General features: G+C 68.9%; 15 protein-coding genes. 8 read left to right on the forward strand and 7 right to left on the reverse strand.

Annotated features, from left to right (window positions below):
- The first annotated feature begins 484 nt into the window (after positions 1–484).
- Positions 485–2,365 (forward strand): DNA/RNA helicase domain-containing protein, encoded by a 1,881-nt coding sequence (locus AC3CHW_RS09330; protein WP_488470129.1) that lies wholly within the window; start codon positions 485–487, stop codon positions 2,363–2,365.
- Positions 2,366–2,481: 116 nt separating this feature from the next.
- Here the strand turns inward: AC3CHW_RS09330 and AC3CHW_RS09335 are convergent, their stop codons facing one another.
- The 3 genes from AC3CHW_RS09335 to AC3CHW_RS09345 all read right to left on the reverse strand — a co-directional run bounded on the left by AC3CHW_RS09335 (position 2,482) and on the right by AC3CHW_RS09345 (position 6,341).
- Entirely contained in the window at positions 2,482–4,347 is a 1,866-nt protein-coding gene (locus tag AC3CHW_RS09335) for a DNA/RNA helicase domain-containing protein (RefSeq protein ID WP_488470130.1), read from the reverse strand.
- A 141-nt stretch (positions 4,348–4,488) separates the two neighbouring features.
- Complete coding sequence (locus AC3CHW_RS09340; protein ID WP_488470131.1) at positions 4,489–5,589, reverse strand: hypothetical protein; 1,101 nt, start codon at positions 5,587–5,589, stop codon at positions 4,489–4,491.
- Positions 5,590–5,831: 242 nt separating this feature from the next.
- Positions 5,832–6,341 (reverse strand): MarR family winged helix-turn-helix transcriptional regulator, encoded by a 510-nt coding sequence (locus AC3CHW_RS09345; protein WP_488470132.1) that lies wholly within the window; start codon positions 6,339–6,341, stop codon positions 5,832–5,834.
- A 296-nt stretch (positions 6,342–6,637) separates the two neighbouring features.
- Between AC3CHW_RS09345 and AC3CHW_RS09350 the strand changes: the two genes are divergently transcribed.
- The 4 genes from AC3CHW_RS09350 (at position 6,638) to AC3CHW_RS09365 (ending at position 11,700) form a co-directional block, all read left to right on the forward strand.
- Positions 6,638–8,140: an MFS transporter gene (locus AC3CHW_RS09350; protein WP_488470133.1), complete on the forward strand. Its 1,503-nt coding sequence runs from the start codon at positions 6,638–6,640 to the stop codon at positions 8,138–8,140.
- 34 nt (positions 8,141–8,174) lie between these two features.
- A complete protein-coding gene (locus AC3CHW_RS09355; RefSeq protein WP_488470134.1) occupies positions 8,175–9,014 on the forward strand; it encodes an SDR family NAD(P)-dependent oxidoreductase in 840 nt (279 codons plus the stop codon).
- A gap of 152 nt (positions 9,015–9,166) precedes the next feature.
- On the forward strand, positions 9,167–10,636 hold the full coding sequence (locus tag AC3CHW_RS09360; RefSeq protein ID WP_488470135.1) for an ATP-binding protein: 1,470 nt from the start codon (positions 9,167–9,169) through the stop codon (positions 10,634–10,636).
- On the forward strand, positions 10,633–11,700 hold the full coding sequence (locus AC3CHW_RS09365) for a tetratricopeptide repeat protein (RefSeq protein WP_488470136.1): 1,068 nt from the start codon (positions 10,633–10,635) through the stop codon (positions 11,698–11,700). The genes AC3CHW_RS09360 and AC3CHW_RS09365 overlap by 4 nt, the downstream gene beginning before the upstream one ends.
- Positions 11,701–11,764: 64 nt before the next feature.
- On the opposite strand, the gene AC3CHW_RS09370 is transcribed toward AC3CHW_RS09365, so the two are convergent.
- From AC3CHW_RS09370 to AC3CHW_RS09380, 3 genes are read right to left on the reverse strand one after another with little or no spacing between them, the layout of a single operon-like run.
- Positions 11,765–12,241 (reverse strand): hypothetical protein, encoded by a 477-nt coding sequence (locus AC3CHW_RS09370; RefSeq protein ID WP_488470137.1) that lies wholly within the window; start codon positions 12,239–12,241, stop codon positions 11,765–11,767.
- The gene (locus AC3CHW_RS09375) at positions 12,238–12,546 is read right to left on the reverse strand and encodes a hypothetical protein (protein WP_488470138.1); all 309 of its coding nucleotides are present in this window, start codon (positions 12,544–12,546) and stop codon (positions 12,238–12,240) included. The genes AC3CHW_RS09370 and AC3CHW_RS09375 overlap by 4 nt, the downstream gene beginning before the upstream one ends.
- On the reverse strand, positions 12,543–12,785 hold the full coding sequence (locus tag AC3CHW_RS09380; protein ID WP_488470139.1) for a hypothetical protein: 243 nt from the start codon (positions 12,783–12,785) through the stop codon (positions 12,543–12,545). Before AC3CHW_RS09380 ends, AC3CHW_RS09375 begins: the two co-directional genes overlap by 4 nt.
- 201 nt (positions 12,786–12,986) lie before the next feature.
- Between AC3CHW_RS09380 and AC3CHW_RS09385 the strand changes: the two genes are divergently transcribed.
- The 3 genes from AC3CHW_RS09385 (at position 12,987) to AC3CHW_RS09395 (ending at position 14,385) form a co-directional block, all read left to right on the forward strand.
- Positions 12,987–13,832: a helix-turn-helix domain-containing protein gene (locus AC3CHW_RS09385; protein WP_488470140.1), complete on the forward strand. Its 846-nt coding sequence runs from the start codon at positions 12,987–12,989 to the stop codon at positions 13,830–13,832.
- Positions 13,829–14,038, forward strand: coding sequence for a DUF397 domain-containing protein (locus AC3CHW_RS09390; protein WP_398608913.1), 210 nt, complete (start codon positions 13,829–13,831; stop codon positions 14,036–14,038). Before AC3CHW_RS09385 ends, AC3CHW_RS09390 begins: the two co-directional genes overlap by 4 nt.
- Positions 14,039–14,208: 170 nt before the next feature.
- Positions 14,209–14,385: a DUF397 domain-containing protein gene (locus AC3CHW_RS09395; RefSeq protein ID WP_488470141.1), complete on the forward strand. Its 177-nt coding sequence runs from the start codon at positions 14,209–14,211 to the stop codon at positions 14,383–14,385.
- 88 nt (positions 14,386–14,473) lie between these two features.
- Here the strand turns inward: AC3CHW_RS09395 and AC3CHW_RS09400 are convergent, their stop codons facing one another.
- Positions 14,474–15,253 (reverse strand): MBL fold metallo-hydrolase, encoded by a 780-nt coding sequence (locus AC3CHW_RS09400; RefSeq protein ID WP_488470142.1) that lies wholly within the window; start codon positions 15,251–15,253, stop codon positions 14,474–14,476.
- Positions 15,254–15,339 lie beyond the last annotated feature (86 nt).

Here is a 15,339-nt window from a genome sequence, read left to right on the forward strand (position 1 = left end):
GACACCTCACACGCCGCCCACTCTTTAGTTGTTGTCACGGTGATCATCGCCGGCTAGGGGCAGCACCACGCAGAAACGTTTTCCTTTCCGATGCCCGAGCCCTGGGCGTCTCGGGAGAACCACTCGTCCCTGCTCCTCGCCTCGCGCCTTACTCGCCAACTCCTCGGCCGGGATAAGCGAGTTCCGCACATGCGCGACGACCACCTTGGCATGCGTCCGAGCGTCTACCGAGCGGCGAACACGCCTCGGCCGCTCATGTCTTGACCCGGTCGCGTGCCAAGCCTTTACCAGTACAACCTGCAGGGCGAGGGGGCCGCGAGGCCCCCTCGGTCTGTGCAGAAACTGACCGCTCGTGCGCAGTTAGAGTGGTTGTCCCTTCATCAAGCGGCCCGCCGGGCTTCCCTTCCCCACTGGCGATATGTCCAGCGGCTTGAGGGACACGCCCCCACCCGCTCCAGTCGCATGCGTTGCCTGGGGGTTCGCCTTGCTCATTCGTGATTCCGTGTCTTCGGTCGCCGCCCGACTTCTCGAGGGCTCACTCGAGTTGCATCTGATCGAGCAGTTCGTGCACCGCCACGGCTACCGTCCCGGCGAGTCCGAGGTCCGGTCGTGGAACCGCAGCCTCCCGGCGCTCACCAGCGCACTGCTCGACGCGGGGCTGGGTCAGGTGGAAATGCTCGTCGAATACGGCCTGCCGCTGACCAGCAAGCGTGCCGACGTCGTGCTCGCGGGGGTTCATCCGAGGACCGGCGAACCCTCCTATGTGGTCGTGGAACTCAAGCAGTGGAGCGAGGCGCATCCCGACGAGGATGACGACCTCGTGCTGTGTCGGGTGGATGCCTATTCACGGCCCGTTTTGAATCCGATCGAGCAGGTCCGCAGGTACTGCGACTACCTGGTGTCGTTCAACGGAGCACTGGCCAACCACCCGAAGCGCATGTGCGGGGTCGCTTTTCTCCACAACGCCACCGACTTCGGGGTGGCCGGGTTGGACGCGGCCGAAACGGACGAACGTGTTCGCATGTTCACCGCTGAGCGGCGGGGTAAGTTCCTCGCGTTCCTGAGATCGAGGCTCGCCCCCGAATCGGGTGCCGAGGCCGCCGATGTCTTCCTGGCAGGCAAGATCCAACCGTCGAAGCAGTTGATGGCGGTAGCCGCCGAGGAGGTGCGAGACCGCGAGCAGTTCGTGCTGCTGGACGAGCAACAGGTCGCGTACGAACTCGTGCTCCGCGCAGTGCGGGACGCGCACCGGTCCCATCACAAGCAGGTGCTGGTGGTGACGGGGGGGCCGGGCACGGGCAAGAGTGTCATCGCGCTCTCCGTGCTGGGTGAGATGTACCGGCGGGGCGTCTCGGCGCTGCACGCCACGGGGTCGCAGTCCTTCACCAAGACGATGCGTAAGGTCGCTGGCGCGCGGAAGCGTGAGGTCCAGGATCTGTTCAAGTACTTCAACAGCTTCATGACCGCCGAGCCCAACACCATCGACGTCCTGCTCTGCGACGAGGCGCACCGTATCCGCGAGACGTCCGCCAACCGCTACACGCGTGCCGAGCACCGTACGGGCAAGCCGCAGGTCAGGGAACTGATCGACGTGGCTCGCGTGCCGGTCTTCCTGCTCGACCAACACCAGGTCGTACGACCTGGGGAGATGGGGACCGTCGCGGAGATCGAGGCCGCCGCGGCCGCCATGGGCTTGACGTGCCGCGTCGTATCGCTGGACAGCCAGTACCGGTGCGGTGGCAGTGACGCCTACCTGCGATGGGTGGTGCGACTCCTCGGGATCGAGGGGGGCGGCCCCGAGGAGTGGGAGCCGGACGGACGCATGGAGCTGGAGGTCGCCGACTCGCCAGCGGCCATGGAGGAGTTCCTGCAGACGAAGCGGGCGCAAGGGTACGGAGCACGCATGTCGGCCGGTTACTGCTGGAAGTGGTCGGACGCCAAGCCCGGCCAGGAACTGCCCGCCGACGTGGTGATCGGTGACTGGCAGCGTCCCTGGAACCTCAAGGGTGACCGCTCGGTGATGGGCGCTCCTCCGTCGGCGCTGTGGGCCACGGACCCGGCCGGGTTCGGCCAGGTGGGGTGCGTCTACACCGCTCAGGGCTTCGAGTACGACTGGAGCGGGGTGATCCTCGGGCCCGACCTGGTGTGGCGAACCGACCGTTGGGAGGCGCGCCGCGCCGCCTCCAAGGACCCGGTGTTCAAGCGGACCGTTTCGGATGAGGATGTGGAAAGGCTCGTTCGCAACACGTACAAGGTGCTGCTGACGCGCGGCATGGTCGGGACCATTCTGTACTCGACCGACGCGGAGACGCAGGAGAAGCTCCGAGAACTGGTTACTCGATCGGCGTCACCGGTGACGGCGTAGCGGCGCTCGCTCCCTGGTAGGAGACGCTGGCTGGTCATGGAGTGTGGCCCGGTGGGAGCACCGGGCCGCGAGCCCGCGCCCGGCGGGGCGGGCACGGTGCGCCATTTCCCGTGTGCTCAGGGGATGAGGGCGCGGAGGAACTCCCGTGTGGCCGGGTCGGTCGAATACAGCACGGTGCCCTTCATTCCTCGGGTGAGGAGCACTTTGTAGGTGTTGCGGATCAGTCGGTGGAATTCGTGCGGGGGCGCGTTGTCGAGAACCTTGTCCTCGCTGGCTGAAGGAACCGACTGCCAACCCTGGTCTCGCCACACCAGGTCGTCGCCGATGATGACGCCGCTCCAGTCGTACTCGAAGCCCTGGGCGGTGTAAATGCAGCCGACCTGCCCGAAACCCGCTGGATCTGTCGCCCACAGGTCCGATGAGGGCAGACCACCCACTCCGCTCGAGCCCTTGATGTTCCAGGGGCGCTCCCAGGAACCGATCTTCACGTCGTTCACCAGCGAACCGTCCTTGTTCGGGTCGCTCCACGGCCAGCAGAATCCCGCCGTGATACGTCCGTCCTCGCCGCTCGAACGCTTTTGGCGCAGGAAGTCCTCGAGTTCCTCGGGGCTTTCGGCGAGGTGTACGGCGTAGCGACCCTCGTCCCCCTCCCACTCGAGGGGGCCACCGGGCTCGATGTTCAACAGGCGCAGCACCCATGTTTCGTAGGCACGGCTGCCGCCGGCGCGGAACTGGCCGTCGAGGTCGACGTGTCGCACCGTGAGTCCGCGCTTGGCCGCCACTTCCTCGATCATCTGGAGGGAGCCCGTCTCGCCGGGTCGCACCACCTGGTGCTGGTCGAGCAGGAAGACCGGGACCAGAGCGGCGTCTATCAGTTCGTCGATCTGCCGCCTGACCCCCCACTTGCTGCCGAGCGGTGCTCCGTTGGAGGTCTCACGCAGGCGGTGCGCCTCGTCAAGTATGAGGACGTCGAGTCCGCTGGACCTGTCGCCGGTGAAGCTGTTGAAGTACGTGAACAGGCTGCCGCTGTCCCTGTCGTTGTTCGAAATCCGTTGTTTCAGGGTCTGGGTGAAACTCCTCGAGCCCGTGGCGTGCGCCACCGGATAACCGTCACGCAACAGGCTTCCCATCAGGGAAAGGGCGATCACGCTCTTACCCGACCCCGGGCCGCCGGCGACGACCACCAACTCCTTGGTGCCGGAGGGTCGCTCATGGGCCATTCTGAGGGTGCGCATCACGAGGGAGAAGGCCGTGTGCTGCTCACCGATGAGCGTGAAATGGCTACGGTGGAGCACTTCGTCGGCAGCGACCTTCATCAGCGCCTCGCTCGGAGCGAAGCGGCTCGCGAGCAGTTCCTCACCGACCTGGTTGCTGTCGTCGAAACAGATGGTTTCCCGCAGGAACCGGACGAAGTCGTCCTCGGTGGTTCGGGTGAACAACCTGTTGCCGGCACCCGGTGTGGTGAGGAGTTCCGCGATCCCTTCGCTCTCGGCGTTGTGCAGGTAGGCCACTCCGGTGACGCGTTCCCCATGCCCTTCGAGCACCAGGGCATAGTTTCTGAGGTACTCGCAGTACCGGGTCACCTGGGCGATCGGGTGCAGCGTGGCTCGCCGGGGCAGGCCGATGACCTCGCAGAGTTCGTCGGAGCCCGGGATCAGCCGTGCCCTACTCCACTGTTTGAGTTCAACCACTACATAGGCCGGATCACCTGTTTTCGGGTCTCGCCCCGCGAGCACCACGTCGGCGCGGAGGCTGCACATCGGCAGCGCGAATTCGACCAGCATCTCTACATCTCCGAGGCCGGCCGTGACGAGCACGCGGGCCAGCGCATCCAGGCTATGTCCCCAGGAATTGACCTCTGCGGCGGAGGGAGGCTGCTGGTACGTCATCCGGTACCTGTCACTCAGTTCGTTGACATAGGGGCGCTGCCCGAAAGCGGATTCGGCGAGCAGCTTTCGGGCGGAGGTTTGCTTGAAGGCCACAGGTCCCCCAGGAAGACAGAGTCGTCGCGCGGGGGGCGTGTCCTCGTCGGAAGCCCGTCGGATGCGGCACGTAACGCCCGAACTTTACCGAACGGGCGTTTGCCCTAGTAAGCACCTCTCACCACCGGATGCGGGGGCAACTCAGTGGAAGTCGCTGTCCAACGGCATCGTGCGCAGCGTCAGCCCCGCATTGGCTGCCGCTTCCCGCAGTACGGCGGCGAACGCATCCGGTTCCCGATCCACTCCGGGAAGGCCAGTCGACAGGATGAAAACAGGCACCTGCGCGGCGGCGAACAAGCGCCGCACGTATGAACCCAACGCCTCGCGCCCGGCGCGCTCTTTCGCGCGGCTCAACGCCTGCTCAAGCACTGCTTCCCCGCACAACAACATGTCGCACCGAGGCGGCTCATGCGCATCCTCCGGCGTGAGGATCCGGGCCCGGTACCCGGCGCGACGGAGTAACTCCGCGTTCGTAATGGCCAGTTGCGACGCCTCGAGTCGCGACAAGCCCGTCACCAGCACTACCGACTTCCGGTCTGCCGTGAACGTCGCGCGTAGCACGGTGGTCACCCAGTGCGTCGCTCCGTCCCAGTCGTTCCTGATACGAAATTCCGGGTGAACCCGGTTTTGGCCACGTGCCTGGTCCGCCACGTACTTACCGAAAAGCGTGCTGTCGGCCAGCAGCTCGGCGGACTCGCGTCCAGGTGACGTCCCCAGTCTGCGGCGCAGGAACCTCTTCAGCGCGCCGCGAGAATCGCGAGTGAACACGTAGGCCAACCTGTTGCGTGGCGCCGCCAGCAAGTCCGTCACCTGGTGATCAGCGGCGTTGTGGAGATAGGCCATGCCCACCAAGCGGTCGTGGGGCTCGGAGAAGAGGTCATGGGAAGCCAGGAGGGCTCGGCACATCCTGGCTGTTTGTTCGGCAGGGTGATGCTTCTTGCTGCCGATCATGTTGGCGACGATGAAGCGACGGTCGTCGCCTGGGGCGGCCGTCACTCGTTGCCACTGCTTCAATTCGGTGACGACGTAGGAGTGATCACCGGTGTCCGGGTGTCGGCCGGCCAGGATGACGTCCGCTTCCCCCTGCACACCGGGCAACGCGCATTCGACCATGAGGTCTACCGCTCCGAGCCCCATTTCCACGAGGTCCCCGGCGATGACGGGCAGACTGCGAGCCCAGGCATCTTTCTCACCGCTACTCGCCGGCCTGCGCCCCAGCGTCTTCTCGGCCTCAGCCAACACGGACCTCAGGGTCCCCCGCGCGTGCAGTTCGTACGTTTCAGCGGCTGACAGGCACACCAGATACACAACGCCCCCCGACACGCGACAACTCGCGCGGAAGGGGCGTGTCCCCACAGGGGAAGCCCGTCGAACCGCCTAATCAACCCTCACCTTACGGCCGACGCGAACGCCCACCTACGTCACCCGCCCCCCTCCACACGGCCGCCCGACCGCACCGCCAGGACCTGTCCGCAGCCCGCCCCTCACCCCTCCCCCACCACCCCCTCCTCCCCCGACTCATTCGCCGACCCCCCGCGCGACCACGTCAGCCCCTCCATCCGTTCGATGCTCTGGTTGAACTCGATGAGGAGGCTGACGAACTGCTCGGTTCTCGCTTCCGACCAGCCCGTGACCTCGATGAGGCGGGTGGTGCCGGCGCGGCTGATGGCGCGGTCGGCCTCCAGGCGTTCGAGGCCCAGGGGGGTGGGGCGGAATTTGCGGGCCATGCCGCCGGCGGGGTCGGGGATGCGTTCGACCAGGCCGTTTTTGAGCATGGCGCTGACCTGGCGGTTGATGGTGGAGACGTCGACGTGGAAGGTCTGCGCCAGTTCCTTGAGGGTGAGCGGGTCGCCGGCTTCGAGGCGGGTCAGGAGGACGTAGGCGGAGCGGTCCAGGCTCTGGCCGGTGCGGGGGCCGCGTGAGGCGATGAAGTGGCGGGAGAGCAGGGTCATCTCCCGCTCCAGGTCGCTCAGCCGTTGCTCTTGGTCGCTCATGACCTCGGTTGCCCTCTGTTTCGTCCCGGTTCGGTGCGCTCACCTCATCATCGCTGATGGGCTCACGGTTTCGGGGGCGCCATTGACCATCGTTGTGCATTATGCACATCGTGTGTACTGTGCATATTGACGGTTGCGTGTGCGGTACCGGGCGGGCCTGTCGTGTGTGTGTCCGGCGGCCGTGGCTCGGACTCGATGCGCGGGCCCGGCTCCGTGGCCGAACCCGTAACCGAGAACCCCTCTCCCACCCATCAGCGCGCCCAGGGCGGCGCCCCTCCGTGCAAGGAGTTCCAACGTTGTCAGCCACCTCTCCCCGTACGGTGGGGCCGGGCGTCGTGACGGGCGTGATCGCGTTGAGCGGTGTCGTCGTGTCGCTCATGCAGACGCTCGTCGTGCCGATCATTCCGCAGCTCCCGCGCCTCCTGGACGCCGAGCCGTCCGACGCGTCCTGGGTGATCACCGCCACGTTGCTCGCGGCGGCCGTGGTCACGCCGATCGCGGGGCGGCTTGGTGACATGTACGGCAAGCGCAAGGTGCTCGTCGGCAGTCTCGTCTCGCTGGTCGCGGGCTCCGTGTTGTGTGCCGTGTCCGACGCGCTGATACCGGTGATCGTCGGGCGGGTGTTGCAGGGGCTGGCCACCGGGGTGATTCCGGTGGGCATCAGCATGTTGCGGGACGTGCTGCCCGCGGAGCGGGTCGGCGGGGCCGTGGCGTTGGTCAGTGCCAGCCTGGGGGTCGGCGGGGCCATCGGGCTGCCGCTGTCCGCCGCCCTCGTCGAGAACGCCGACTGGCACGTGTTGTTCTGGCTGGCCGCGGGGCTGGGGGCGGCGTGCCTCGCGCTGGTGGTCGCGCTGTTGCCGGCGCCGCCGAGTCGGGCGGCCGAGCGGTTCGACACCGTGGGGGCGATCGGGCTCGCGGCAGGGTTGGTGCTGCTGTTGCTGCCGGTGACCAAGGGGGGCGACTGGGGGTGGACGAGCGGTAGCACGCTCGGGTTGTTCGCGGGTGGCGTCGTGGTGCTGGTGTTGTGGGCGGCGTACGAGGTGCGGGTGGCGCAGCCGTTGGTGGATCTGCGGGTCACCGTGCGTCGGCCCGTGTTGTTCACCAACCTGGCCTCGATCCTGGTCGGCTTCGCCATGTACGCGATGTCGCTGACCCTGCCGCAGTTGCTCCAGTCGCCGGAGGCCACGGGGTACGGGCTCGGGCAGTCCACGCTCATGGCGGGGCTCGCGCTGGCGCCCGGTGGGCTGGTGATGATGGCCCTGTCGCCGGTCTCCACCCGGATCACCGCCCGGCACGGGGCCCGTACCTCGCTGCTGATCGGCGTGGCCGTCATCGGCCTCGGGTACGCGGTGGGGCTCTTCCTGATGGCCGAGGTGTGGCAGATCGTCGTGACGGCGGTGATCGTCAGTGGCGGTGTCGGCATCGCGTACGCCGCGATGCCCGCGCTGATCATGGACGCCGTGCCGGTGACCGAGACGGCGTCGGCCAACGGGGTCAACGCGCTCATGCGCTCGATCGGCACCTCCACCTCCAGTGCGGTGATGGCCGCGATCCTGGCGAACATGACGCTGCGCCTCGGGCCGGTCGAGGTGCCGACCGAGGACGGGTTCCGGGTCACGTACGCCGTCGCCATGGTCGCCGCGGCGGTCGGGCTGCTGCTCACCCTGGCCATCCCGCGCGCCGTCCGCGCCACCGGTGCCACTGGCGCCACCGCCACCGCCACCGCCCCGCAGGCTCCGGGTTCGGCCCCGGCCGACCTCCCGAGCGCCCCGAACACCACCCCTACCGAGACCCGCTGACCCGCCCCGTACGAGAGAAGGATCGTTACGCGTCATGGAACATCTCAAGGACAAGGACAACGAGAACCCCACCGGCGAGGGCCGGTTGGCCGGCAAGGTCGCGGTCGTCACCGGGGCGGGGAGCGGGATCGGGCGGGCCGCCGCCGTGTTGATGAGCCGGCAGGGGGCCCGGGTCGTGGTCGCCGACTACGACGGGCGCGGTGCGCGGGAGACGGCGGAACTCGTGGCGGCGGCGGGTGGGCGGGCGTTGCCGGTCACCGTGGACGTGACCGACGAGGGCTCCGTCGCCGCCATGGTGGACGCGGCCGTCGGCGAGTTCGGGGCGCTGCACGTGCTCTGCAACCACGTCGGCGGGACCGATCCGCGCAAGGATCTGGACCTGTTGCGCATGGACATGGACGAGTTCGGTCGCGCCGTTGACCGTAACGTGCGCAGCACGCTGTGGGGAGCGCGGTACGCCGTGCCGCACATGATCCGCGCCGGCGGCGGCTCCATCATCAACACCGCCTCGGTGGCGGCGCTGGTGGGCGACGTGTTGCAGACCTCGTACGGCGCCGTGAAGGCGGCGGTGGTCAGCATCACGAAGTCGATCGCCGTCCAGTACGGGCCGCACAACGTGCGCTGCAACGCGATCGCTCCGGGCGCCGTCATGACCCCCGCCCTTGAGCAGAACCTGCCCGTGGACGTCATCGACTCCCTGAAGCGGGGCAACGCGCTGCCGTACCTGGGCGCTCCGGAGGACATCGGACACACCATGGTGTTCCTCGCCTCCGACGAGTCCCGCTATCTGACCGGTCAACTCCTGGTCGTGGACGGCGGCATGACCATGCAGTCCTCCGCCGCGCCGGGGCGGCGCGCCATGCTGCCCGGGTAGCGGGAGAGGAGGGGCGGCGAGGGCTCCGGGGGCGGTGGAAGTGGCGTACGGAGTCGTCACCCGGCGGCGTACGGGGCGGTGGGCCGGCGGCGTACCGGGCGGTGGGGCGGGCGACTGCGGACCGCTGCGGGTGCCTACGTAGAGTAGGGCTCATGTCCGAGGACACTCCCCTGATACAGAGCATGCGCGCGGCCGTGCAGGCCACGCCCGGTGATGTCGCGCTGCGGCTGCACCTCGCCGAGTTGTTGCTCGAAGCCGGGCAGGCGGCCGGTGCCGTGGCCGAGGTCGCCGTGGCCTTGCAACACGCGCCGGATCACGCGCAGGCGCGCGAACTCATGGCCCGCGCCATCGCTCCGCCGCCCGCCGCCCAGGCGCCCGCTCCGTCACCCGCTCCGCCGCAGGTCGCCACTACGGCCCCGGCACAGGCACCGGCCGGGACCGGTGCCGGGCCGGCCCAGGGGGCGCAGTGGTCCGCCACGGAAGCGGGTACGCACGCGGGCGCGGGCGCGAGCCCCACCACCGGCGCGCACCCCGCCACGGGCTCGGGCACGACCGCCGGCGCAAGCCCCACCCCGGACACGGTTCAGGCCGCGAACACCGATACCGCCGGCCCGCGCGCCCCGCGCGGCGGGTTCGACTGGCAGGCGGCCGAGAACGAGGTCGGCGACGTCGTACCGCCGCGCTTCGTGGAGGCGCCGCTGACCGTGGACGGCAGCGGGGACCCGGGCGACGCCGACGCGTGGGAGGTGGCCGCGCCCGGGACGGTGCGGCTGGCCGACGTCGGCGGGATGCAGGACGTGAAGGAGCGGCTTGAGGCCGCGTTCCTGGCCCCGTTGCGCAACCCGGAGCTGCGCAAGCTGTACGGGAAGAGCCTGCGCGGCGGGCTGTTGTTGTACGGGCCGCCCGGGTGCGGCAAGACGTTCATCGCGCGGGCCGTCGCCGGGGAGCTGGGGGCCAACTTCCTGTCGGTCTCGGTCAACGACGTGCTGGACATGTGGATCGGCAACTCCGAGCGCAACATGCACGAGATCTTCCAGACGGCGCGCCGGCAGGCGCCGTGCGTGGTGTTCCTGGACGAGTTGGACGCGCTCGGCGGCAAGCGGAGCCGTACGCAGCACTCCGGGATGCGGAACACGGTCAACCAGTTGCTGACCGAGTTGGACGGGGTGGACGCCACCGCGAACGAGGGCGTGTTCGTGCTCGCCGCCACCAACGTGCCCTGGGACGTGGACATCGCGCTGCGCCGGCCCGGGCGCCTGGACCGTACGCTCCTCGTGCTGCCGCCCGACGCGCCGGCGCGCGAGGCCATCCTGCGCTACCACCTCAAGGACCGGCCCATCGAGTCCGTCGACCTGGGCAAGCTCGTCAAGATCACGGACGGCCTGTCCGGAGCCGACCTGGCCCACGTGTGCGAGGCGGCGGCCGAGCACGCGCTGCTCGACTCGGCCCGTACCGGCACCGTGCGCCTGATCAACATGGCGGACCTGCTGCGCGCGGCCAAGGCCGTGGCGCCCTCGACGGAGCCGTGGTTCGCGACGGCGCGCAACGTGGCGATGTACGCCAATGAGGGCGGGACGTACGACGACCTGGTCGCCTACCTGAAGCGGAAGCGCAAGCTGTGACGACCGAGCATCCGTTGACGGCACAGGCCGGCGCCCTCATCGAACTCGATCGGTACGACGACGCCAAGGCGTTGCTGGCGCGACGGCTCGCTGAGGACCCCACCGACGTACGGGCCTGGACCCGGCTCGGCCGATGCCACCAGCTCACGAAGGACCACGCGGAGGCGCTGCGGGCGACGGACGAGGCGCTGGCCATCGCCCCCGAGGACTACAACGCGATGCTGCTGCGGGCGTACGTGCTGCGCAGCCTGCACCGGTGGGAGGAGGCACAGCAGGCGGCGCGGGCGGCGATCGGCCTCAACTCCGAGTACTTCGCCGCCTACTCGCTGCTGGCCGAGCTGCTGTTCCTCCCGCCGCGCCAGGAGACCTGGCAGGAGGCCGTTGACCTGGCCAGGGAGGCGGTGCGGCGGGGGCCCGAGGAGGTCGGCGCGTACATGACGCTGTGGAAGCTCGCCGGCGTCGCGCAGGACACGGCCTGGATGGACCAGATCGAGCGACAGATCCTGCAGATCGACCCGACGAACGCGTTCGCTCTGGAGTACCAGACGGTGAAGGCGGCGAAGGCCCCCGGCGTACGGGCGGCCGACGCCGCCGAGATGTACGCCGGCGCACTGGCGACCGCGCCCACCTCGTACTCACTGACCCGCGGGCTCGACCAGGCAACGTACCGGTTGCTGCGCGGCACCCGGTGGCTCGCGCTGATCTGTCTGGTGTGCGCGGGCGCGATGGTCAACCTGTTCCCGGAGGAGGGCGAGGCGCCGGAGTTGCCGGTGCCGATCGGTACCCGGCTGTGGGTGCTGGTGGTGATGGCGGCCATCTGGGCGTTCGGGGCCTTCCGGCGCTACCGGCGGTTGCGCGCCGGCGTGCAGCTCAACGTGCGCTCCGTGTTGCGGCGCGGCACCTGGTCCCGGATCGTCCTCGCGCAGGCGGCGCTGGCGCTGCTGTGCGGGTTGCTGATCGCGGAGGTGCCGTGGACGGAGCGTACGGTGCCGCAGATGTTGTTCTGGGTGGGCCTCGCGCCGACGGCCGCCACGATCTGGTTCGACCGGAAGAAGGCGAAGTGAGGAGCCGCCGCGCTGGCCGGGCGGGGCTGCGGGAGGCTGGCCCGCTTCGGGTGGCCGGACGCCGCTAGCCATCCCGCCCCTCGCGCGCGAGGGGCATGCCCTCCACCAGTACGGCGGGTTCGACGGCAAGGAGTCGCGTACGGAGGGCGTGCACCAGGGCCACCCGGCCGAGGTCCTCGACGGGCGTCCAGGTGACGCCGTGCCGCGCGCAGGGTGGAGCGGCGAAGGCGTCGGCGGCCACGCGCCCGCCGTCCACGAAGAGGGCCAACTCTTCGGCCTGACCGGCCGCGGTGGCGGGTTGCTGGTCCACGGCGAGGAGGCGGAGCGGTGGCGGGGGCAGCGCGATGCCGAGGGCGGCGCCGGTGCGTTCGGCGGCGCGCTGGATCGACTCCCCGGGGCGCAGGACGACGCCCGGCGGGTACGGCACGCCGTCCCTGACCACCTGGAGCACGCGCGGCCACAGGCGGGCGGAGTCGAGCGGGTTACGGGTGTCGGCGGGGCAGTGGACCAGCAGGAACACCCACACCTGGCGGCCTGTCATGCGACCCGGACCCCCTCGATCCCCGCCAGCCCGGCGCACTCGCCGGGGCTGCGGTCGTCAAAGGTGATCAGCCCGGACGCCGCGCTTCCGTCCGACCAGAACCAACCCTCGACGGTGTTGTACTCCACGCGCCGCCGGTTGGGGCACAGCACGTCGTACCGGAGGGCGACGGGGTCGAACATCGACTGTTCGTAGGCGGCGTGGAACTCGGTGTCGGTGGCCGGCACCCACCCGCCGTCCACGTACAGGAAGAACCGCAGGGCGACGCCGCGAACGATGACCCGGTGAGTGCCTTCCGACGTCATACGGCGCCCCCGGCGATGTTCGCGGATGCGGCTGCGGGCGCGGGTGCGGACGTGTGCTGGCGGCGGTGCATCGGGCACCGGCACGGGGGCCAGGCCGAGGTCGCGGCCCAGAGGTAGTCGTCCCGCCACACCCGCTCGCTGTCGACAGCGGTCACGCTGACGACGGCGGAGCCCGGATCGGGCGGGCCGACCTCGCCGGGGCGTCGCCGGTACACGCGCAGCGTCATCAGGTGTTCCATGGCCTGGTCTCCCCACGAGGGTGGCTCGTAACTTCCCTCCCTTGGCCAAGACTTGACCCTTCATCGGGACATCGCCTAGGTAAGGGAGTAGCCCGGTCGCGCAACGTGACCAGGCACTCACAGCATCGGCCCGGTGGAGCGGACCCGCTAGCAGTCGCGCCTTAAAACCGCAAGTGTTAAAGCGGGCAGAGGGAAGAGGGAGTGGCAACGTTGGTCATGGAGACGGACAACGGGGCGCCGGCATCGCTGGCGGGGTTCCTCGGTAGACAGCTTCGCAAGCTCCGCACCGAACGAGGCTGGTCACAGACCGAGTTGGCCACGAAGGCGCACACCACCGGCGCCATGATCAGCTACGTGGAGAACGCGAAGCGAGTGCTCGCGCCTGACCTGGCTCGCGATCTCGACGCGACGTTCGGCATCGACTTCTTCGAGGAGTTGTCGCCGCTGGTCCTCGCGTACGCGTACCCGTCCTGGTTCCTGCCGATTGTCGAACTGGAACGAGAGGCGAAATCAATCCGCTCATTCCAGAGCCAGATCGTGCCAGGGCTGCTGCAGACGGAGGAGTACGCAAGGGTCACGCTCGCATCGTGGCGACCGGATAATCTGGATGACCTCGTAGCTGCCCGGCTGACGCGTCAAGCCCTGTTCGACCGCGACGAGCCACCGCACACGTGGTTCATCCTGGACGAACAAGTACTTCGTCGCAGGATCGGCGGACCGGCCATGATGTGCAGCCAGCTTGAGCGTCTGCTGTCCGCCGGGCAGCATCCGCGGTGTGTAATCCAGGTGGTCCCGGAAGAGGTGACCGCTCATCCGGGGTTGGCAGGCCCGTTCACGCTACTGAGCGGCTTTGATCAGCAAGATGGGAAGAAGCCGCCGCACGACGTACTGCACGTGGACGGCTTCTCTCGGGGACGAACCGCGCTCGACCCAGCCGAGGTGGATGAGGGCGCCCGCGCCTATGATCTGCTGAGGAGCTACGCCCTGTCGCCGGAGGAGTCGGCCGACCGCATCGGCGCATATCTGGAAGGACTGACGAAGCGATGAGCAACACAAGCACATGGCCCGTCCGCTGGCGCAAATCCAGCCACAGCAGCCCCAACGGCGGTGACTGCGTGGAGGTCGGATTCGGTATGCCGAGCACCGTCCCGGTCCGCGACAGCAAGGACCCGCATGGTCCGGCCCTCGCCTTCGACGCCGCCGCTTGGACCGCGTTCGTGGCGAGCGTGAAGACCGGCGACTTCGACGCCTGATCCCCCACGTACGACGGAGCCCTCGACCGTAGAGCGATGGTCGGGGGCTTTGCCATGCCGAAGGTGGATGACGTGGGGGCCATCAGGCGTACTGGCCGAGTCGGCACTCTGGACCAACCGAGCGGCCTTACAACAGGGTTGAGGCACCCAAGGCCGAAGGGTTGTAAGCAATGACCGAGACGTGGATCAAGTCCAGCTACAGCTCGCCCAACGGCGGCGAATGCATCGAGTGGGCCCCCAGCACAGCCCCCACAACCGGCACCGTCCCCGTCCGCGACAGCAAAGACCCCCACGGCCCCACCCTCACCTTCGACACCGCCGCCTGGACCGCTTCGTCACGAGCGTGAAGAACGGCGACTTCGACGCCTGATCCCCCACGCGCGGCGGAGCCTCGCCGCGATCCGGCTATGGACCCGATGAGGACTGCCCACGGTTCTAGCCCGTGAGGGCGGCGAGGCGGGCAAACTCCCAGGGATCGTGTGCGCTGAAAACGGTGACCTCATCCGCGTGATCGCGGCGGAGGCCGCGCAGCCGTTCGAGGGTCACGACGCGAGCTGCGGCATCGGTCTGCGATCCCTGCTGGACCGGCTGGAGAACGGGGTGGGTAAGAGGCGGGGTGTAATCGAGCTCGCCGTGATACATGTACGCGTCGCCCGCATGCAGCAGCCATCGTCCGTCGCCGTCGCGCACGGCGACGCCCGCGTGTCCCGCCGAGTGGCCGGGCAGCGGCACCAGCAGCAGTTCGCATGTCAGCCCCTGCGGCCGCGCCGCGCCTGGAAAGCCGAACCACTCTGTGCTCTTGTCCACCGATGCGGGTGTGAGCAGTGGGTGGTGCGCCCGGTGTGTCGGCATGAAGCGGTCGAGGGTGTGCCGGTGGTGCGCTGCCGCGGGGTCGGTGACGGCCCAGTACTCGTCGGGGTGCAGATGCACCCGTGCGTCGGGGAAGTCCGGCAGTCCTCCCGTGTGGTCGCGATGGAGGTGGGTGAGCACGATGTGCTGCACGTCCTGGGGCGCGTACCCGAGGCGGACGACCTGGCGCAGCGCGCTCTCCTCGGGGTTCAGCGCGGGCTGGGCGTAGGCGACCCAGTCCGCGCCCAGCGACCGGTCAGGGTGCTGTAGGTCGGCGGTGCCGAGGCCGGTGTCGACCAGGATCAGCCCGTCCGAGTCGGTCTCTATGAGCAGGCAATGGCAGGCAACGGCCCGTTCGCGGTTCACGGCGCCGGCCGTCAGTTCCGCGCCGAGTGGTGGAATCTTCCGGAGCGAACCGCAGTTGAGATGGTGGATACGCACAAGGCCCCCTG

This window comes from Streptomyces sp. MGP-BFMKR1 (assembly GCF_057766585.1).